Here is a 21716-nt window from a genome sequence, read left to right on the forward strand (position 1 = left end):
ATCATTTCTCAGACCGGGGAGCCTTATCTGCTGGCTTCCCTGAAACAAACAAAAGGCACACTACCAGCCCCACCATCGCCAAGTAGGCATTAACCGTAAAAGCGCGATCAATCCCCGTAGAGATATCGGGAGCCATTGCGACAATTGTGGTATTCATACCCAAGCCTATTGCTCCCCCACCAATCTGGAACATATAGAGAATTGCTCCCGCCAAGCTCGCTCGCTCCGGCGCTACAACCGTAATTGCGGCAGTAGTAATAGCAGAATAAAACAGGCCAATACCCGCCCCAAGAACCACCAGTCCTGGTACCATTTGCAAAAAAGTTGTTTCCTTATGTAAATGAGAAAGCATAAACATACCGATACACATGGCAATGGTGCCCGCTGAGACAATCGTTTTTGCACCGAGCGTTTCGTAGAGCCCACCGGCAATAAAAGACACCAAACCAAATGAGATCATCATAGGAAGTAGCCCCATTCCCGAATACATCGCCGAGTGATTATGGACCTTACTCAAGTATTGGGGAACGTATACAAGGGCAGCAAAGAACACCACAGACAGCAACAAGGTAGCTATACCTGCGGCAAAGAAACCGTGATTCGTTGCTACATCTACGGGAATTAACGCATCTCTGCCCACATGGCGCTCAACCAGTATAAACGCCCCCATAAACAGCAAGGTGGCTAGTGCCAAGACAATAATCACCGGGCTCTTAAAGCCGATATCCACGACTAAATCCAGCGCCAGCAGAAGGCAAAACAGCGATGTGGTCAGGGTGATTACACCACCGTAATCAATGCGCTCGGTGACATTTTCCGGTGTGTCATCCGGGATAACCTTCCAGCAGACCCAAAATGCCAATGCAGCCACCGGCAAGTTGATAAAGAAAATCCAGCGCCAGCTCAATAAGTCTGTAAGAATGCCCCCCAATACCGGACCAATTGCATTCGCAGCGGCACACATGCCCATCACCAAGCCCCCGGCAAAGCCCGAGCGGTCCTCCGGTAACATCCCGTAGATCAGCCCCAGGATTGCCGGCCACATAAGGGCACTGCCGATCCCCATCAATCCCCGCGCCGCCAGTAGCATTGGAATATTGGTAGCTATGCCACCGAGGAGGGAGAAAAATGCAAAGGAGGCCATGCCGATGAAAAAGATTTTGCGCCGGCCAAACATATCCGCCAAACGCCCGCCCGAGATCAGCAGTATCCCAAAAGCCAATGTATAGCCGTTGATAATCCATTGGGTGGTGGTGATATTGGAGTTGAAGTCTTTTTCGATGGCTGGAATTGCTACGGAAAACGCAGTGAGATCATTTCCGATCAGAAAAATTGCCAAGCTTAGGGCAAACAGTCCCAGTACCTGGATTCTGGTCAGTTTAGTTTTCTCATCTGCCATGTTTCGAGTCCAGCCACAGAGTTCGGTTTTACAAGTGTGGCTCAAACTCGGGAAACGGCAGGGACACTAACTACGCCCCTGCTGGCAAACAAAATGGTGAGAGCCTGCGACTAACGCTCACCTGAAGTGTCTTGAAAGAACTCCTCTACAGGCTGGTAATCCGGATTGGCACCACAAGAACCCCGCACTACCAGCTCGGTAGGTAGTACATCTGGCATCGCCGATTTTCCAGAGAGAAGTTCCATCATTTTCTCCACCATCAATTCACCACCTCGGTGGATGTTCTGGCGAACGGTTGTCAGAGGAGGGGTAAAAAACGGCGCGATTGGGATATCGTCAAAACCCACTATGCCGACATCTTCTGGCACCTTATAGCCACGGGCCTGTAGCGCTTTTATCGCCCCCATAGCGATACTGTCACTGGCGGCGAAAATGCCATCAAAACTAAGCCCTTCCTGCGCAACCAGGTCGATAATGGATTGATAACCACTTTCACTAGAGAAACCGGCGGTCAACTGCCTGGTCGTGCCAGACAGATCAGCTTCATTGAGCGCGGCACAGTAACCTTCAAAGCGCCCATTGACCTCCGGGTGAGCTGTGTCGCCGAGAAAGAGAATTCGCCGCCGCCCCAAATTCATTAAGTGCTCTGTGGCCTGACGCCCACCCATTTGATTGTCACTACTGACGATGCAATATTCGGCCCCCTGCCTTGAGGTCCCTCCCCAGACAACAAGAGGGTCCCCCTGCTGCTGCAGATCACGAAGTGGGGTATCGTCCACCCCCTGGCCAATCACAATAACGCCATCAGCCCGCCTGGAGCTCATCAGATAAGAATGCCAATCCGAGCGGCTGGCGATACTGCTGGAAAACAGTAAATCGTATTTATGCACCGCAAGGCGATCAGCAATTGAACCAATCATATCGATCATAAATGGATCAGAAAATGTCTGGCCGCCACTGCGCCCCGTATTAATCACAACCGAAATTGTATGGCTGCGTTGCAGGCGTAAGTTTCGCGCGCTCTCATTGATTTTGTAATTCATGGAGCTCGCGATTTTTTGAATACGCTCGCGAGTCTTTTCGTTAATCAATGGATTATCGTTCAGCGCTCGCGAAACAGTAGATTCAGAAACTCCCGCCAACCGAGCAATATCGGACATGGAAACGGGAGAGGAGGACCCCTTGGGCATGGCGTACTTCACCTTGTTCGCGGGAAAAATGCCATCTTAGGCCCGTCGCCCAAGTTTGTAAAACCACCCCGCTACCCAGCCAGGGGGGCTGAGGCCTCAAGCGTCTCATCCCCCCGCTCTACGGCGCGACGGAAAAAGAACAGAGTAATCAGAATCACTGTGATGGGTACCAGGGATAAGTAGAAAGCCACCTGGCCATCAAAAGCCTCGAAAACCGACCCGGTAATCAGGGAGCCCGTTGTACCGCCCAGCGCAGAAAAAATCACCAGTAAACCTGTCATTGCAGAGTGCTGGTGGGTGGGCAATGAACTGAGCATCACAGAGTTGATAGCTGGATACACTGGTGCCATAAACAAGCCAATCAGCGGTAAAACAAAAGCCGCAACTGGGGCACTAAGCCAGTTTACATCGGGATTCGCCACAATATTACTCGCCAGGGGCAAGCTAACGACCACCAGTACTCCCATCGCAACTAAGCACACATTCAGCATCGGGTACCAGTGTACTTTACGCATCATCACACCGGCACCAAGTCGCCCCAACGCCAGCCCTGCGGCAAAGATACTTGCAGCCTGAACACTCATCGCAGCGGGCAGCTTAAGAATTTCATTATTAAAGGTCGGCAACCAACTTCCTATCCCCTGCTCAATCAATACATAGAAAAATACGGAGATCACGTAGATGTATACCAGGGGTTTGGCCATCAACTTTATCATCGCGATAAAGTCCTGTTTCGGGCTAGCCTCTTCGATTCGCGCCCCGGATTCATCCAGCTCTGTGCACCAGAGCAATACAAATGCAATCACACAGACCACCGCCAGCACCCAATACACATTGAGCCAGGCAGTAGACCCTTGGTTCGATGAATCAATAAAAGCGCTAAACAGCCAATAGCCACTGAGAACTCCCACCATAAACACCCCCTCCAGGGTGTTTAGAAGGCTCGCATGTGCGCTGCGGCCCTGCGCTAACAATCCCACGGTGGAGTATGCGGCAACCTTTACCAATGCGAACGCAACACCCACGGACAAGAACAGTAACTTCGCCGTCCAAAACCCGGGTAACAGGGGCATAGCTGTACAAGCCAGGGTGACGATTGCCAATCCCGTCAGCATCGCCCGCTTAAACCCCAGTCGGGGAAGCTGGGAAGCAATCAGGAAAGACACTATACCGATGGGGATATCCTTGAACCCCTCCAGCACACTCGCAGCAGATTTACTTACCCCATAGGTATTGATTACCTGCAGGATCACCGTGCCTACGCTGTTCAACAAAATGGCAAAGACAAAGTAGATAGCGAATAGAGATAAGAGTATGCGCTGATTCTTCATAGTGGATTCTATCTGGCTCTGTGGTTTAGGCAGTCAGCCGTACCAACCTGTTATTGTACATTTTTTACCCAGACTTTGTGGAGAAAGGCGACTTCGCCCCAATGCCTGAAGGAACCCAGTATGTATCAGTCAGACAAAAATTTGCAATCGTTTGCATAAAAACCAATGAAAATTTGGGAATGCCTTATGCCGATCAGTCACAAAACAACTGGCAATTGACCCAGGAAAAGAAAATAACATATATTTTTCAATAGCTTACAGACTTTTCGGAGATGAAAATCAGGTCTATCTTCTAGTAACAGCCAGGCTTAATCTCAATTTTGCAATCGATTGCAAAAAGACATCAACTACGGATAGACTGAATGACAGTAGTCGGAGGCCCAGCCGACCCGGCCCTAGAACCCAATCTCCAATCCAGTGAAAGTGGTATGAAGCAAAAACAACAAATCAAACACAAGATCCACCCCTGGGACTTGGTGGAGGACACCTTCCAGCCTGAAGATTACAGCCTCAACGCCACCCTATTCTCCCTCGGTAATGGCTATATCGGCTTGCGCGGTACCTTTGAGGAGGGTTTCGATCCAGAACCCTTTACAGATGGTTGTTACCTGAATGGAGTCTACGCCAGCGAACCTATCACCTATGGTGAGTCTGCTTATGGCTACGCGCGCAACAACCAGAGGATGTTGACGGTTCCCGACGGTAAGACCATTTATATCAGCTTGGATGGAGAACGCTTTAATCTCGCCCAAGGCGAGCTGCTCAACTACGAGCGTCGCCTGGACATGGCCGCAGGGATCAGCGAGAGAAAACTCACTTGGCGCTCCCCAAAAGGAAAAACCATTGAACTCAAAGTGCAGCGCCTGGTTTCCCTCAGTGAGAAAAACCTATTAGCTCTGCAACTGGAACTCACTCCCATCGATTTTGACGGAGAGGTACACCTGCAATCCTGCCTTGATGGTGACCTTGCCCAAGCAGAACGCAGTGAGGACCCACGCCTAGCCTCCCCTATTGATCGGGGAGATATCGAATGGCTGGAAAATACAGCTGAAGATGGTTATTTGGCCCTGCCTCTATCCGTTAAGAGCAGTGGCTTCTCTATACGATGCGCAGCCCTGCACCTTTGTGAGAGTGACAGCGATTACACGTCCAATAACCTCCGCAGTGAAGACTGCGTCTCGGTTGACTATCGCTTTGCTGCCCGCCGCAACACCCCTATTCGCCTAACCAAGTACGTCGCTTACTTTGCACAGCAAAATGCTGAGCCGATATCAGCAGACGAATTGCATCATTACCTGGAGCGCTGTGCGGCTAAAAGTTTTGCGGACCATGTCGAAACCCAGCGTATACAAATGGACAATTTCTGGCTTGAGTCCGATATTCAGGTCAGTGGAAATGATGCCCTGCAGCAGGGAATACGTTTCAACCAGTACCACTTGTTCCAATCCCTAGGTCGGGATGCCAATACCAATATTGCAGCCAAAGGACTTTCCGGTGACGGCTATGACGGTCACTATTTCTGGGATACAGAAATCTATGTACTACCGTTTTTCCTCTACACCCAACCCGAATTAGCGCGCGGTCTACTGGAATACCGCTACTCAATCCTCGATGCCGCACGAAAAAGGGCGAGGGAAATGTCGATTCAAAAGGGAGCACTGTTTCCCTGGCGCACCATCGGCGGTGAGGAGTGCTCAGCCTATTACCCGGCAGGCACTGCGCAATACCATATCAATGCGGATATTGCCTACGCCGTGCGACACTACTACCGGGTTACCGGTGATGTCGATTTTCTGCGCAACAAGGGCGCAGAAGTCGTGATAGAGGGCGCGCGTATGTGGTTGGAGATTGGCCACTTCAACGCACTTCGCGACAACCAGTTCTGCATTAATGAGGTTACCGGACCAGACGAGTACACTGCCCTGGTTGACAATAATTTCTACACAAACCTGATGGCCAAGGCCCATCTTGAATATGCTGTTGAAGTATTACAGTGGTTAAAATCATTCGATCCTGCAGCATGCGATGAGTTGACCCAGCGTATTCAACTCGACAAACAGGAAATTGATAACTGGGCCAAGGCCGCAGAAAGCATGTATCTGCCCTACGATGAAAAGCAGGGTATACATTCTCAAGACGATAGTTTTCTAAACAAACCCCGCTGGAATATTGCCGAAACGCCTGCCGATCAATTCCCGCTGTTACTTCACTATCATCCCCTGGTGATCTATCGACACCAAGTTTGTAAACAGGCCGATGTCGTTCTTGGCCTGTTACTGGAAAGTTCAGAGTTTTCAATTGATCAGAAGCGTCGAGATTTCGACTTCTATGAACCGCTCACCACACACGACTCCACTTTGTCCGCTTGTATTCACAGCATTATTGCCAGTGAAGTTGGTTATCTGGATAAAGCGCTGAACTACTTCCAGCAAGTTGCGCGAATGGATCTGGATAACCACCACAACAATACCCAGCACGGCATACACACTGCCTGCATGGGGGGTACCTGGATGTGTATGGTCCAGGGATTTGCAGGAATGCGCCTGCACGGCAATGAACTCAACTTCAATCCATACCTGCCCAATGGAATGGACGGCTATCGTTTCCGGTTGCAATTCCGTGGCCGCACGATCGCAGTCGATGTCGATTCTTACAGCGCCAGGTACACCTTGGTGAAAGGTGAATCGCTCAGCCTTCATCACGGCAAGCAAATTCTATTCCTGGAGACACCAGGGCAAACAGAAACCATTCAAATAGCACCGATGGAGGAGGTATCCTGATGATCTATCGTGCAGCAATCTTTGATCTCGACGGCGTTATTGCAGACACCGCTCGTCTCCACCTGATCGCATGGAAACAGCTGGCTGAAGGGCTCAACCTTCCCTGGACAGCGGATACTGAAGAGCGCTTAAAGGGCCTGGAAAGAATGGCTTCTCTTGAGGTGATTCTCGGGGAAAAAAGCAGCAATTACACTGAAGAAGCAAAAATCGCACTGGCTGCTAGAAAAAACAGCCGCTACCAGGAATTAATTCGCAGCCTCTCTCCCACAGACTTGTTACCGGGCGCCGGTGAACTGCTCGCATGGTTAAATTCTCAGCATATTCCGGTCGGCCTCGCCTCAGCGAGTAAAAACGCGCCGGCGGTACTGGAAGCCCTGGGAATATCCCGTTGTTTTTCTGTTATTGCAGACCCAGAAAAATCTGCACCTAAACCTGCACCAGATATATTCCTAGCCGCCGCCAAAGGGCTCGGAATTGATCCAGAGTTTTGCATTGCTTTTGAGGATGCGCCCGCAGGAGTCAGTGCAATTAAGTCCGCTGATCGTATGACGGCTGTAGGCATAGGTAATCCAGATTCAGTAAAAGACGCTGACTATACGCTGGACAGTCTGGAACAATTTGTGCCAAATGATTTCTTTCTATCAGTGCTAGCAGAATCGGGTATGCGCCAAAATAAAGGCTTGGCTGTTAACGAATGAAGTGAGATAAGCACAAGAGTGAAAGCCTATTTATAGAGCAAGCATTTAGCTCCGATAGAGTCTTTCTACCAAATTGCTATTCCATTATTAATAGCTAAAGGCTGCTACTCCTCTACAACTTACATATTGCTTTGGAGATGTAAAAAGTAGCAGCCATACTGATTAGAGACATTCAACCTCTAATTTTCAAAGCAAGCGCCCTCAACAGCATCAGCCGTATTCCCAACCCAAGAGTTCACACATGGAAAGTTGTTATCGCCAAGGTCCGCATTATTATTGTTAGTCGCTTTATTACTAACAATGGTATTGCCTTCTTGACCGTCATCGCAAACAAAAGTATCTCCCGGTAAATAAACACCAGTTGCAGTATTAGTAATTTCCACTCCATTGCCTTCTACAACAGTTTGCGAGATAACATTACTATCACTACAAACAATCACTCCATACTGTTCAAAACCAGATACCATATTCGACAAAATATAAGAGCTGTCCGCACCCACTTGAAGAATTACCCCCCAGGCTCCACTAGCACTGGTAGATGTAGATACTTCATTTGCAATAAGTGTAGAATTACTGCCGTTTATAGCTACTCCAATTTCCGTAGTTTCAGAAATTACCGAGTTAGACAATGTATTATTGTCTGACACAAAACGGCATTGCCCTCAAAGGCTATACCTGTCACCGTATGCGCCCCGTTTCCGATTGCCTCTACACCGAACCCACAACCTTGCACCTTGCCATTTGATAAAGCTCCGCCAGTGACAACAGCTCCAGTGCCATCTAGAAATACCCCATCAACATCAAAATCACACTCAATAGTAAATCCATTTAAATCAAGATAACCACCAGGTCCGACGACCGTCAGTGCAAGGTCAAACGCTGATGAACAAGACAAATCCTCCGTGAGAACTTCAGCTGTAGTAATGACATCACCACAGGAGACATCAGCCTTTGCACCGTAGGATGTAATCAATACACATCCTGTAAACAACATACGAGTCAAACCTGAAGGCCGTTTGATGTATCTACCTTTCATAAAATCTCCTCAACCGAAATTATAAACGCCCACTTATAAAGTAGACCTAACCCATATTGGTCTAGATTTGAGAATCAACCATGAGAAATTATTCTCAACGAAAAAGTTATCAGCTTAAGGGACCTTACTTCGCCTGATAAAACGGGGGGATATTCTTTAGTTACCAGAGAATCAGCAATACCAACAACTATTAAATACATTGCTATCACGGCAACACTTAGCTCAGTGAATCAGCACAACGTTCATCATAAGGGCCAGTTATATTTTGAAACCAGTAGTTAGACAAGAAGGATGATTTCATGCCCTAGACATCAGCAGGAAACAACTCCTATCTAAAATAACATTACCACTCGACACTATTAGATATTCTAGCAGCAGCTCGATAAAATCCTATTGTTCAATAAATCTTACCAGGGAGGGATCTATCTTGCAGATATAACCTGTTATTGGATCATCAACATCAATCAATTTAAAGTCACAAAACTCGAACCCAGGCCCCACCGAACAACCCACAAGCACAGGGCCTGAAATTGGCTCTGCAGCCTGCCAAGCGCCAGCAGGAACAACACAGCAAAATGTATTATTCTCTGCAGAAATTTCAATCTTTTGCAAACAGCTATCCTCCTCAGTCCAAATATAGAGAAACAAGCCGTCCCCCTGATATAAGTTCCAAATTTCATCAGATTCGACCCGGTGAAATTTCGACAATTCACCTTTCTGTAGGGAGAAGTAAATATGCGTCAATGCGCTTCGCCTCTGCCCATCCTCTCTTGTTACTATTGAGTTCGACTTAAATACCTGAAGAAACTTCCCGCCTTCAGGGTGATTAATTAAGTTATCAGGCTTCATGGATTAATCAGCACCTTGTAATCAGAGTTAGAAATATGTCTGATATTACATTACCACATAATGCATCAGTGAAATTTAATCCTTATAGAACAACAAGCAAAATGGTTGAGCGGATACAAATTGAACACAGGCTCACCCAGTTTACTTTAAGGTGAACCTTGCAAAAAGCCTTAATTTAAACAACTGGGATTAGCAGTAGTAAAAGTGTTTCCACGCCAGACATTAATATTACTACATGCATTTGCATTTAGATCCTCCAAGTCAAAATCAGTATTTCCCTTGGATGTGTTGTTGAGAATAAAGTTAAAAAACTGATTAGCTGCTTCCATATAGATACCCACTGAACCATTCATCTCAGAGGTGTTCTGGCTATAATTCCCAAAGTTGGAATCAGCAATATAGATCCCATATCGATTATTATCATATATATAATTTTGGGCTAAACTTGGAGCATCACCATCCAACTGAATCCCATCTAGTAAGTTACTTTCGATAATATTTGAGATCAAGGTATTTCTTAGCCCCGTAACTAATATACCAGTATTACCATTACCATTAGCACTTGAATTAGTAATTAGATTGAAGTCGCTCGATACCGCCAACCCTACAAAGTCATTATTGTTAGCAGAAATATTGGTTACATTATGAAATCCATCACCAGCCAATCTAACGCCCGTCTGGCAGAATAATATAGTACCTGCGCCCTCCAAATACCCCACAAGACCGACAACATCTATGCCTATTGCAGAATTATTGTCACAAGTAATGGTATGACCATTCATATCCAGGCCACCAGTTGGGCCAACAATGGTTATCGCGATATTATCTGTACATACCAAATCATCATCCAAAACTTCTCGGGTTTTAATGGTATCACCACAATCAACCGCCGATGCAAGCCCGGATATTAGCAAGCAAAAAGCACCTGCAAATATAGATAAAGTACACTTCATACCTTGTAATTGCCATATAGCCATCTTACTACCCTCTATAAAATCAGTTAATAATGACCTTCTCCTGAACAGAGTGTGATCCAGCTTGCTAAAAGGGCTATAAGAAATTTCTCTTAAAGAAATGGCAACTAAGTACGGAATCTAAACATCTGTGAATGGTAAATAGTGGCTATCTACGCCAATTAGACAAAACGCAAGAAAGCAGTGTTGGATATGAAGCCAGTGGGCCTTTACATGGGAAGTTTAAGGGGGCGGTACTCATTACCCTCCTTCTCCCTCCCTTAAAAAAACTCTGCACAAATCTACCGCCAGCCTGATTACTGTTATTGCTCTTTATCTCAAGTAACTTTGACACCTTTAATAGTATAAATTAGCGGAATCTCATATCCTTTAAAAGACAGGTAGTATTTCCCCTTCTCACGCTCCTCCATACCATCAAAACAGTTGTAAGGGCTATACGGGTATTCTTTTAGTTGAGTGATTTGAATACCATATTTTAATAACGCACTCACAACATCGCTAATCGGATGTGACCAGGTGGCTAGGGTAGACTTGTCACCCCGATCATTCTCTGTATAGGTACCCTGCTCTTCAATATCTGGGTCGGCTCGATGAAAGTATGTGTAACCAGAGAAAATATCATAAAATGGATGAAATTCCGCGATGTAGAAAGTCCCCCCCGGCTTTAAGCATTGAGCAACAACTGATGCCCACCGCTCGATATCCGGCAACCAACAGAGTGCACCGTAGGAAGTAAAGACGATATCAAATTCTTTATTATTTGACTCTCCAAAACTGTAGATATCATTGCAGATAAACTCTCCATGTAAACCTGAACGGTCAGAAAGAGCCTGTGCTTCAGTAATGGCTACAGAAGAAATATCAACTCCCGTCACCTTCGCCCCCAATCGAGCCCAAGATAAGGTATCCAAGCCAAAGTGACACTGTAAATGAAGTAAACTTTTTCCAGACACATTACCTATATCTGAAAGCTCAACTTCATTTAAAGTAGATTTTCCGCTTAGAAATCCATCAACATTATAAAATTCAGACTTCACATGAATACGGGTGCGGCTATCCCAGGAGTGTCGGTTAATTTCAAAAAAATCCATGACTCACCTTCTAATTACTTATATTTATCGATTCTATTTAATTATCAAGGGTAAGAAATTTAAATTTACTTGTAAGTCCTGTTCCGTTATGCCTCAAGTTCAAGAAAACTAAGATCGCCAATCATTCTAACTATATATTTACAGCAATGCTCCAGCCACAAAACGCCCTATTGAACTAAATTGCAAGTACAGATCATGATTTACTACAAAGCAGGCTGAGAATTTTTTAGAGAAGCCCTAAATGGGGACAATAGAAGGTAGAATTCTTAATCTACGATTGATTATCCTCATCATATCTTAGGCGCGCTCTACGAATCTCGGGATGATGTTCATCTGCCCAAGAGACTAACTTCCACACAGCTGCAGATAACCCCCTTCCCAGGTCAGTTAATTCATACTCCACTTTAACTGGAACCTGCGCAAAGACAGTACGGAGTACAAAACCATCGCGCTCTAAGTCGCGCAGGGTTTGCGTCAACATTCGCTGTGAAATCCCTTCAATGCGCGACTTCAGGGAGTTGAAGCGATCTGGACCATCAACAAGGGCAAACAATATCAGGATGGACCACTTGTCACCAATTTGAGCTACCACATTGCGAACGGGACATTCATCATCATTCACAAACACGCGTCTCTCACTATTTTTATTCTGCGTCCCCACCCTTCCACTCCATAGGTTATCAAAAAGTAACTTAACCACTTAATAGTGCCTTATTGGCAACCAACTCTCAAGTGAGTAACCTAGTATAAATAAGTAACTTAACCCGAAATCACCTATAGACCCATATAGATATATACCCTGTTATGACCCAAGCTCTCTTAGACAAGGCCCTCACCCAATACGCCTCCAACAGACCCTCAACCGCTGACGATATATTTACACCGCAGTTTGTCTCTGTAGGGAAATTTAACATTCGCTTTCTTCGCAAGAAAAAACCTCAGGCTCCCAGCCTACTACTGCTGAATGGTCTACCCCAAAGTATTCGCATGTGGGAGTCATCCATTGAAGCATTTAGTGAAAAGTTTGATGTGCTAGCCTTTGATATCCCAGGATTTGGCTTATCAAAAGCAGAGGAAGGAGATATATCTCCAAGCAGCCTGAGCGAAGCCCTTGTTCAAATAATGAACCATTTTGGCATCAAGCAGGCCCACCTGGTAGGGCCGGATGTGGGTGTGCCTATTGCTTTAGCGGCCGTCATTAACCACCCTCAACGATTCTTGAGTCTCAATATCTTTGACGGCCCAGGCACCTTCCCTCCAAAACTCTCTTCTATTCTTATGGCCGTTGTCAGATCCCGAATGGTTCGCTGGATAGCAAAAGGCTTAAACAAGGAGTCAGTGATGAAAACCAATTTTCTGACTGCCGTAAAAGATGGCTATCACAACTACAAACCCAGCAAACGAGCTATCCAAGAGTACTATGACATAGCCTTTAATAGTGATAGTCACAAGTGCGCCATCAGTTTCTTTGGAAGCTATTCGAAAGAGCTTCCATGGATTGAGAGAAAACTAAATGGTATTAAAGTTCCGACATTGATCACTTGGGGCAAGAGAGATCCATTTGTTTTAGTGGATAATGCGACTGCCTTATCCAAGCATATCCCCAATAGCAAGCTAGTTATATTTGACAACGCGTCTCACTTCTCATCGGAAGATGCTGGACAAGAGTATGTTGACTTGATAATCAATTGGGTAGATGGCGGCTTCCTTGAGCATCGTGACGCATGAGTTTTTAAATATTCTAAGAACAGATACCTAATCACTAACTGAATTCAAGGTGGCGTTAAACAATTTCGCCACCGATATATTAATGGGGCTCAACTACCATCATTAGAGCGCCGTTTATCAAATTGGTTTTTTAACTCACTAACTTTGACTCTGATTCAGCATCATCCTTCCCCTTTTTGGCCTTAATCTGTGAAACACCAATCAATGCGCGGCCTAGGTCTGAAGCATAAAATCCCGCAGCCAATATTACGAAGGCGCCAAATAATGTAATTCCATCAGGCAGATCTCCGAAGATTACAAAGCCAATAACAATAGCCCAAAATAGTAAAGCGTAACTAAAGGGCTGCAAAATAGAAGCTGGAGTAAGTGCCAGTGCCCTAATCAGCAAATAGTGGCCCATTGCACCTAAGAGTCCATTCAAAATCAACAATTGCCATCCTGATACTGTCGGCTTTACCCAATAAAATGGTGCTAAGCTTCCAAAAATAATAAGACCCATGGTCGCGGTATAGAAAACAGTTGTATCGGCACTATCAAAGTGTGAAACACGGCGTGAAAGCACTTGGTATGCGGCCCATAGGATAGCTCCCAAGATGGGGATCAAGGTTTGCCAACCCATCACTCCCATTCCAGGTCTAATGATAATAAGGGCACCTATAAATCCAGCCGTAACACTGACCCAGCTCCTTGTGTCTATCCTCTCCCCTAAAAACCATCCAGCCATTAATATTGCAAATAATGGAGCTGTCGCAGCTATAGCATGCACATCAGCCAAAGACATCATACTAAAAGCAAAAATAAATACTGACACCTCAAGAGCGAGAACAATAGAGCGAGCTAATTGAGTGCCAAATATTTCACTGCGCACTATATCCAAGCTTCCTTTGAGTCTCGCCAAACTTATAACGATAAAGAAAAATATCGCGAAACGAATCGCCATTATTTGAACGATAGAATAGTTCTGAACGAGTAGCTTACCTGTTGCATCCATACCAGCCAAACAGAGCATTGCCAAAATAGTTAGAATAATTCCACGACTGTCTTTAAACTTCACTTTAAACTCTCTAATAAAGACTACAGATTCTATAAACAGAGCCACCGATTATAAATTAGTTATGAAATGTAAGAGCAGTCTGAATGCCTTGGACTACCTGAGAATAGAATGCCGGAATATAACTTATCCCGGCACTAGTACGCTCTTAATTTTCAGTTACTGTAGAGGAAAGCTTGAAGTGGCTGAGAGCCTTTTCAGCAATTTCTTTACCATATTCCTGCACAAAGTGGCCCGCCTCCGCTATTTTGAGAGGCTCGGGGCAGTTTTTGATGGTTCCCCTCAGCAACTCCATCACTTTTTCACCAAGTACAAAGTCCCTCATTCCAATCGCCATAAAGCTCTCACCACTCCAGTTCCTAGACCAGAATTCTCGAGCCCTTACCCCTAGCTCTGCTCCCTCCATACCGGGGTCAACCGGTACAATTGACGGGAATCGACGAACGCCAGCCTTATAGCGGTTGTCTGGAAAAGGCGCATCATAGGCTACTATATCGAATAAATTGACCTCAGATTGAGCATCATTGGCAATGAGCCCTCCCACAGGGATTTCAGGTACATTGACAGAGAAGTTCCGCCAGTGGTAGAACCCCTCTGATGCACCATCCCCTGCTGCGATAGCCGTATTCATTACCAGTAATCGGGTAAATCTATCCGGCATATCCATTGGAAGTGTCAATCCCAGAAGTCCACCCCAATCCTGACAAACCAGCGTAATATTCTTAAGATCCAAATGCTCAATCAAACGCATCAGGCTGTTACGATGGAAGTTAAAAGTGTACACATCTTCATTGACGGGTTTATCTGAGCGACCAAACCCAAACAAATCTGGAGCAATTACCCGGTGTCCTGCCTCAACAAAAACTGGGATCATTTTTCGATATAAGTAACCCCAACTGGGCTCCCCATGGAGACAAAGAAAGGTAGTATCCGCATCCTGCTCCCCCTCATCGATATATGCCATACGCATAGAATCGTAGCCTTCCAGGCTATCAATATAGTTGGGAGTATACGGAAAACCCGGTAGTAGGGAAAAGCGCTCCTCAGGAGTTCTCAATCGTTCAATAGACATCGGCAACCCTCTTTTAGTTGAATGTTAAATAGCGCCTTGCCACTGAAAAGCTAGATCAGTTGGAATCCAGAGATCATCCATTATGGCGCTTTTATCGGTGCTTCATATCTGAAAAGATAACTGTAGAAAAATACCTATTATCCTACTAGATAATAAGGATAAATATGCTCCTAAAACATGGCACGATCTCTAATTTTTACATTTAGAAACCTTATTAGGCGCCAGATCACTTAAATTACCCAATAATGCCAATCTGGCAAGTCTGAAACCATTGGGCTAAGTACAACTGACCCAATCAAAGCCGATTAATCAAACTTCTTACCATTAAAAACATGTTAGATGTATTGAGATACCCATCTGGATGTAAGCTGTCTACCAGCAATACATCTCAATTATCAGTGAACTGGAATTGGAGCCTAGGAGAAATTAGGCTACAAAAATCACCGGGAGGCATATATCACTAGAAGAACAATATCTTTCATGACTATGAATCATGGACAACACCTCAATACACTTTACCAAAGCCCGCCAAGATCCAGCCCCTTTTCACTGGAGAATCCATCTCTACCTCCCTGGCGAACAGGGTTTTGGGTGCTGACTCCATGATTTTATATCCCCCATCATCAACATAAGTGACTAAAGCAACATGGGCAATATATCCTTTTCAGCCTTTCTATAAAAAGCCAGATCCCCCAACTTCGGCTTATAAGATGCTGGCTTCAAAGATTGAATAGACTGGAAATAGGAATATAGATTTCTTGCACGGCGATGGAAAAATGGGTTCTCTGGGTTATTACCATTTCGAGCATCATAAAAATTTGGATTTTTTACAAAACTATCTCTCAATAAGACCTGAAATGAATATCCAGCCATTCCGTAAGCGATATTAGGTACATCACTACAGACAATAAATCCAAGTTTCCCTCCTATATTATTATACATCCCCATCAGTGGATCATAAGGCGTAAACCAAAGAGAATATGCATTATCGACAACCAGATTAACATTTGGAAGGCCATGATGATTGGTAAAACTTCTCTCCCCCTTATAGGTAAAAAAATAGACGAGCAGTGGTATTGCCAAAACAATAACAAGAACGCCAATAAATTTTTTCATATTACCGAAAATGTACCAACCCAAAATCACCAATACATATGAAACATTACTAAACTAATAAAAAGTAGGGGAAAAGAGTACAGCTAACAAACCCTTACGCCACTTTAATGCCACTTTTTAGTCCGAACATCAACATACAGCTAGCAATAGGAATTGGAGTAACTACTCATAACCTAGTAGAACTATCTCCCACTGCCAATTTAAATTTGTATACGAACGTTAAGGTTTCACACCTGCAATGACCTTAGGGCTCTCCACCTCGACTCTAATTTCGCTTCATGAAAGCAGTTTAACCACATACTTTATTGGGGAGCCTCCGGAAGGATTTGGGTTAGACCACAAAGATCGAAGCTTCATTATTTGTATGGATTTGAAAATGGATTGTAGTTAAATTTTTCAGGCAATAAAAAAGCCGCACACTGGAGAAGTGTGCGGCAAAGCTTGGAAGCCTATGGGAGAGGCATGAGGTTAAAAATCGTACGCGAAGCTAAGCTTGATATTGCGCGGTAAGATGTAGCGGACATTAGACGCTAGCGGATCGCGGGGATCACCTTCGGTGATACCATCTTCATCAGTTAAGTTGTCCACAGCCAACTGGACAGTAATATCATTGATATAAGCCACCGCACCCAGGTCAACTTTTGTATAGGCTGGCAAAGTTATTTCATTGTTGCTTCCATTAAAGCGATCACCTACCCGACTGATATCGGTATACACAGCCATATCAATGTCATTCAGTGTGAAATCATAATTCTGGCTCAGGCGCACCTGGTATTCAGGCTGACGCATAACCTGGTTGCCTTCATATTCACCACTCGTGATTTCTGGCTTTTGCAGGGTAGTATTTAACCCAAAGGTGAAATCTCCCCAGTGAACTTTACCGTCCAATTCGAGACCAAGCGCCTCAGTCTCTAAACGAGCACAGGTACTGCTGCCAATGATACAGTCAGGCATGCCCTGGGTTTCGTTGTAGAACAGAGTCGCAAAGAGGGAATAATCTTGCTCCTGCAATTTATAACCCAGTTCGTATTGGTCAATGTCGATTACAAGGTCAGACCCAGCAATGAAGCTATCACCGAACTCACGATAGTTGTCAAAGTCTGCGAACTTAAAGCCGGAGTTTATACGGAAGAAAGTGCCCATATTTTCGGCAAAGGCCCAGTCCACTGCGGCAGTATAAGCAGTGCCATCTTCGTCCGCTTTATAAGTGGTAAAATTGCCGTCTCGCTCACCATGATCCACGGAGTAATTGGTTTTGCGGTTTGCGGAACGCACGCCCAGATCGAAGGTAAAGTCCCCTAAGTAGAACTCACCGGCGACATAAAGCGCGTTTTCACGGGCATCACCCACGGCATCCACATCATATTTCCAATCACAAGTGGAAATATCTGCGGATGTATTACAAGCGAGATCACCAGTTAGCTCAGAGCCATCAGCAGTTCCTGTGATCAGCTCCCCATCTTGACCCAGTACGTAGTATTTCTGGTTACCCAGGGACCACCATTCATCAACTTCCCAGCTTGAGGTGTAATAACCGGCTGTTACTTTAAAGTTATCCCACTCTTTTGCCAGGCTAATGTCATTTGTCGTAGCCTCGATATCTTTGCGTACTACCCAGGCACCAAACTGCTGTACCACAGTATCGCCACTAAGTTCGTTTCCAGAGGCGGTTACTACTGCTTGATCAGTAAGAGAATTCAGCGATACAGGCGCACTATTAGGAACAAAACCCAAAGTATCAGCGTTACCTGCGGTAAGTCCAAAGCGTTCGGTGAGACTCCATCCATCGCCCAGGTCTAGCTCCAGATAAGCACCGGCTACATTACCATTCCACCCGCGCCCTTCGCCCATATCGAAAGTTTCCCAGGTAGTTTCTGAGCCGCCATTACCGTCAGCCTGAGTGATAGGTACAGAAACCTTGCGATTACTGGGGCCTACCTGAGTGTAATCTGTTTCCAGAAATGCAGCATTGGGCAAATACCAGGTACCAGTATCTTTTGTATCCCGGATGTAAAAACCCGCTTTGCCGTTATCCATCTCTTTGGTGATGTGCAGGGTAAATTGATGCCCTTCTTCCGCATCAAAACCCGCATCGCGAATACCCGGGGAGGAAGATACGTAGCCCCCGATCATATAATAAACATCATCTGCGAGCTTACCAGTCATGAGGGCATCTGTTCGCTGCAGATCATAGTCAGATAAAGTGTACTTAAAGCGCCCCTCTGTCTCTTCAGTACCCTCTTTTAAGATAAAGTTGGTAGTCAGACCTGGCTGGCCATTGGAGAAAACCGGATTGGGTCCACCGCGCAGAGCTTCCACTCGCTGAATAGTTTCATCGACACGAAATAGAGAAGAGTTTTCTAAAAATGAGAGTGTTGGCGCTGGATACAGAGGCAATCCATTCATGGATACCGTGACAAAGGGTGCATCACTACCGCCGGGGAAACCGCGAACATCGATATTTGCCCCAGAAACACCGCCAGAGCTCTCAACCCACAGGCCTGGAACGGACTTCAACAGGTCTGCAGTACTTGAAGGAGAGGCTTTGCTAATCTCATCATCACTTAAAGTTGTGATAGAAAAGCTGGCATCCAGCTTACGCATGCCTGCACCGCCAGGGGTGCCTGTTGTGATGACTTCCTCCATCACCATATCGTTTTCAGGGCTAATTTCTTGGGCTGCGGCATAGCCGCAAAGACCAACGGAGAGCGCGGCCATGGATACGGCCTGCGCCAATGGTTTCTTGCTCATCAACTCTTCCCTCTCGTCGTCATTCTTATCTGTTCTGATACTGCGGTGCTATTTTTATAAAGCTTTATGAAATCGATTGCATAAAGAGTTGCTAAACGCACTTGATGCACCGTGCTTTAACTATAATGCGCAAATGCAATCGATTGCAAATTGAATTAATGGCTAGATTTGAGTGACTAGTCATCCGTAAGGCCATCGCAGATCAAGATTTGAGGGGTAGGGGCAGATTTTCTGCCATTGATAGAAGATCATATTTGGAAACTACACCCGGATGTTCTTAGATTTAGTATGTAGGGCTGTCCAAATGTGGCGCCAAATTATTGATTCTAGAAGCATTCGGCGACGAGTGGTTCCATGCAAGTGCCAAGCGGCCGGGAGAGTTATCGTGGAAAAAGGCAAGTGCCAACAGGCGGAGCATCATTCACATACCCATAACAGCCACTGTGGCCACACAGCCATTCGCCACGGGGACCATATCTGCTACCTCCATGACGGCCACCTACACCATCCCCACAAAGACCACTACGACGAGCACGTCTTGGAAGTAAGCACCCAAAACCCGGAGGGTTGCCACCCTGTTACAGGGGGCTACGACAGCTCCCATGTCCACGGCAAAAACTGTGGCCATGAGCAGGTTCCCCACGGAGATCATGTTGACTACCTGGTTAACGGGCGACTTCACCATGTTCATGGTGATCACTGTGATGATCACGGATCTGTCGACTTGGTGAAAGGTAACTAAAACTTTTCACTTTACTTGATTAGCTGTTGCTGATTTGGGAAATGTCGAACTGTATCGGCCTAAGGCACTTAAAAGGGATAGGGGTGTCCATAGACCTGAGAAATTCGAGAAACATGCCAGGCTCCCCTCAAGGGTACTCTCCAACCGACCCCTGCAGCCAATGGGCGTCAGTTCAATAAAGCTCGATACTCTAGGTTATATTCTGGCCTGGCACCGCTCTACTTCCACCCCAAAAAAATTCCCGTCACATGCCGTGAAGTATTGCCATGGGTACTGTTCAGAACACCTTTGTGCGAGCTGAAGCTAGTCTTAATAAAAGCTAACTTTACCCCGAAGTAACTTATGCATGACATGAAAAATCAAGGTGGCAGTACGCTCTCTAAAATGTTTTCAGGCGCAGACAATGAACGTAGTCTGGCTGACTTCGATATTTCATTTAGCCAAAAGTGTAAAGTTATTTGGACTGTAATCCTAATAAAAGCTTATAAGGTGTTTATTCTCCCCTGGCAAAGGAATAGGCGTCATCATTTGTTTTCCGAACTCGACAAGCTTAAAAACCTGACAGCAAAATTACCCAATCCTCCCCAAAGTGCCGCCACAGGAAGTTATTTTTTAAGTGACAAAGATCGCCTCTTCTTCGAAGAAAATGGTTATCTGCCTCCCTATAGAGTTCTATCCGCGGAAGAAGCACAGGACTTAATGACTCTAGTACAGGAGGAGTATGACAATGACTTTAACGGCGTTTCCTATATGGGAGATAAAATTAAAGAAATTGCTAAGAAAGAGGGCCGCTGGAATATCGAATATGCCAGTCTATATCAAGCGCTAGAGTTAAAGCCTTTCAGGGACTTAATGAGAAAACCTGAAATTTCGGAAAAGATTGCAAGCATTTTAGGTGATGAGGTTATTTGCTGGCGCAATCAGTTTTTTGAAAAAAAACCAGGCTCCGACGGGACACCCTGGCACCAAAATGCAACTTTCAGGGAAATGGGGAAATATGCAAAGCTCCAGCCCACAAGAGAAACACCACCTGCGCTCATTCAAGTAAATGCGTGGGTTGCCTTAACTGACACCACAAAAGAAACCGGGTGCCTTAGAATTCTACCCGGATCTTATGCTGACGCGAGAGTAAATTACCTTTACGAATTTCTACAAGACAACAGGATGTTTTACTTATCGCTTCTACCAGCTTCCCCACTGTACCTATACCATTTATGCAAATCTTTTATGTATGGAAGGATTTTTCACAAAGGTGCAGTGGTATTTTTTAGTGCCGCAAAATTGCTAGGTGATCATATTTTTGACGGCTTTGACATCAAAGATCTAGAAATGAAAGCCGGAGAGTGCCTAATATTCTCATCCCTGAACATCCACGCCTCCTACCCAAACACATCAAAAGACAAAACTCGATTTTCATTTGTAGGTCGCTGCACAGCCAATCACGTAAAGGTCGCCCCTTACGGAAAGGATAATTACTCAACTTTAGGCGGACTAATAGAATATACACTTCCAAAGGTTATCAGCTTTCAGATTTACGGCAAAGACACCTATGGCTACAATGGAATCTTAGACGATGAGGAAAAAACAGAAGAATAATTCACAATCCGTCATGATCAATATACTCTTTGGCGGTGACGACAAAAAACTCAGATAACCTCCCTACCCTTAGGAAAGCACCTAAAGGCCGCAGGCTTAGTTATGACAATAATTTCATATAAATTCATAATACCCCCATGACAGAAGAGCAAAAAATAAAAATTATTTTCTAATCTAGATCGGCCAGGAAAACTCAGCATCTATCTGGCGCACAACTGCCACCATTATTTGAAAATTAAACGAAGATGATCGGGCCATTCTTTAAAAAATGGACTCCTTCCTCCCTTCCGTGTATCTCCTCTGAACAGGTGA

At 45.4% G+C, this 21716-nt stretch carries 19 protein-coding genes; 6 read left to right on the plus strand and 13 right to left on the minus strand.

The genetic code is table 11. The annotated features are described in order from the left end of the window. Position 1: 1 nt before the first annotated feature. The 3 genes from ACJJIL_RS12935 to ACJJIL_RS12945 all read right to left on the minus strand — a co-directional run bounded on the left by ACJJIL_RS12935 (position 2) and on the right by ACJJIL_RS12945 (position 3920). Complete coding sequence (locus ACJJIL_RS12935; RefSeq protein WP_444913432.1) at positions 2-1399, minus strand: MFS transporter; 1398 nt, start codon at positions 1397-1399, stop codon at positions 2-4. 110 nt (positions 1400-1509) lie between these two features. Continuing rightward, positions 1510-2589, minus strand: coding sequence for a LacI family DNA-binding transcriptional regulator (locus tag ACJJIL_RS12940; RefSeq protein WP_444905658.1), 1080 nt, complete (start codon positions 2587-2589; stop codon positions 1510-1512). A 71-nt stretch (positions 2590-2660) separates the two neighbouring features. After that, a complete protein-coding gene (locus ACJJIL_RS12945) occupies positions 2661-3920 on the minus strand; it encodes an MFS transporter (RefSeq protein WP_444913431.1) in 1260 nt (419 codons plus the stop codon). Positions 3921-4021: 101 nt separating this feature from the next. Between ACJJIL_RS12945 and ACJJIL_RS12950 the strand changes: the two genes are divergently transcribed. From ACJJIL_RS12950 to pgmB, 3 genes are all read left to right on the plus strand, one after another. Further along, positions 4022-4174, plus strand: a complete 153-nt coding sequence (locus ACJJIL_RS12950) for a hypothetical protein (RefSeq protein ID WP_444913430.1) — start codon at positions 4022-4024, stop codon at positions 4172-4174. 108 nt (positions 4175-4282) lie between these two features. After that, entirely contained in the window at positions 4283-6700 is a 2418-nt protein-coding gene (locus ACJJIL_RS12955) for a glycoside hydrolase family 65 protein (RefSeq protein ID WP_445359892.1), read from the plus strand. After that, positions 6700-7398 (plus strand): beta-phosphoglucomutase, encoded by a 699-nt coding sequence (gene pgmB / locus ACJJIL_RS12960; RefSeq protein WP_445359893.1) that lies wholly within the window; start codon positions 6700-6702, stop codon positions 7396-7398. The genes ACJJIL_RS12955 and pgmB overlap by 1 nt, the downstream gene beginning before the upstream one ends. 179 nt (positions 7399-7577) lie before the next feature. On the opposite strand, the gene ACJJIL_RS12965 is transcribed toward pgmB, so the two are convergent. The 6 genes from ACJJIL_RS12965 to ACJJIL_RS12990 all read right to left on the minus strand — a co-directional run bounded on the left by ACJJIL_RS12965 (position 7578) and on the right by ACJJIL_RS12990 (position 12048). Beyond that, positions 7578-8045, minus strand: a complete 468-nt coding sequence (locus tag ACJJIL_RS12965) for a NosD domain-containing protein (protein WP_445359894.1) — start codon at positions 8043-8045, stop codon at positions 7578-7580. Then, positions 8012-8434 (minus strand): hypothetical protein, encoded by a 423-nt coding sequence (locus ACJJIL_RS12970; RefSeq protein WP_445359895.1) that lies wholly within the window; start codon positions 8432-8434, stop codon positions 8012-8014. The genes ACJJIL_RS12965 and ACJJIL_RS12970 overlap by 34 nt, the downstream gene beginning before the upstream one ends. Positions 8435-8824: 390 nt before the next feature. Continuing rightward, positions 8825-9283 (minus strand): cupin domain-containing protein, encoded by a 459-nt coding sequence (locus ACJJIL_RS12975; RefSeq protein WP_445359896.1) that lies wholly within the window; start codon positions 9281-9283, stop codon positions 8825-8827. A gap of 170 nt (positions 9284-9453) precedes the next feature. Then, the gene (locus ACJJIL_RS12980) at positions 9454-10260 is read right to left on the minus strand and encodes a right-handed parallel beta-helix repeat-containing protein (RefSeq protein WP_445359897.1); all 807 of its coding nucleotides are present in this window, start codon (positions 10258-10260) and stop codon (positions 9454-9456) included. 314 nt (positions 10261-10574) lie between these two features. Further along, on the minus strand, positions 10575-11348 hold the full coding sequence (locus ACJJIL_RS12985) for a class I SAM-dependent methyltransferase (RefSeq protein WP_445359898.1): 774 nt from the start codon (positions 11346-11348) through the stop codon (positions 10575-10577). 271 nt (positions 11349-11619) lie between these two features. Continuing rightward, a complete protein-coding gene (locus ACJJIL_RS12990; protein WP_445359899.1) occupies positions 11620-12048 on the minus strand; it encodes a winged helix-turn-helix transcriptional regulator in 429 nt (142 codons plus the stop codon). 104 nt (positions 12049-12152) lie between these two features. Between ACJJIL_RS12990 and ACJJIL_RS12995 the strand changes: the two genes are divergently transcribed. After that, complete coding sequence (locus tag ACJJIL_RS12995; protein WP_445359900.1) at positions 12153-13076, plus strand: alpha/beta fold hydrolase; 924 nt, start codon at positions 12153-12155, stop codon at positions 13074-13076. A 130-nt stretch (positions 13077-13206) separates the two neighbouring features. Here the strand turns inward: ACJJIL_RS12995 and ACJJIL_RS13000 are convergent, their stop codons facing one another. The 4 genes from ACJJIL_RS13000 to ACJJIL_RS13015 form a co-directional block, all read right to left on the minus strand. Then, a complete protein-coding gene (locus tag ACJJIL_RS13000) occupies positions 13207-14130 on the minus strand; it encodes a DMT family transporter (RefSeq protein ID WP_445359901.1) in 924 nt (307 codons plus the stop codon). Between the two features lie 145 nt (positions 14131-14275). Then, entirely contained in the window at positions 14276-15199 is a 924-nt protein-coding gene (locus ACJJIL_RS13005) for a haloalkane dehalogenase (protein WP_445359902.1), read from the minus strand. A gap of 636 nt (positions 15200-15835) precedes the next feature. After that, on the minus strand, positions 15836-16315 hold the full coding sequence (locus ACJJIL_RS13010; RefSeq protein WP_445359903.1) for a hypothetical protein: 480 nt from the start codon (positions 16313-16315) through the stop codon (positions 15836-15838). A gap of 468 nt (positions 16316-16783) precedes the next feature. After that, complete coding sequence (locus ACJJIL_RS13015; protein WP_445358624.1) at positions 16784-19066, minus strand: TonB-dependent receptor; 2283 nt, start codon at positions 19064-19066, stop codon at positions 16784-16786. A gap of 385 nt (positions 19067-19451) precedes the next feature. Between ACJJIL_RS13015 and ACJJIL_RS13020 the strand changes: the two genes are divergently transcribed. Both ACJJIL_RS13020 and ACJJIL_RS13025 read left to right on the plus strand, forming a co-directional pair. Further along, positions 19452-19808 carry a hypothetical protein gene (locus ACJJIL_RS13020; protein WP_445359904.1) on the plus strand — a complete coding sequence of 119 codons (357 nt, stop codon included), beginning with the start codon at positions 19452-19454 and terminating at the stop codon, positions 19806-19808. A gap of 342 nt (positions 19809-20150) precedes the next feature. Beyond that, positions 20151-21404, plus strand: a complete 1254-nt coding sequence (locus ACJJIL_RS13025) for a phytanoyl-CoA dioxygenase family protein (protein ID WP_445359905.1) — start codon at positions 20151-20153, stop codon at positions 21402-21404. Positions 21405-21716: the final 312 nt, after the last annotated feature.

Source organism: Microbulbifer maximicatervae (SeqCode) (genome assembly GCF_052468095.1).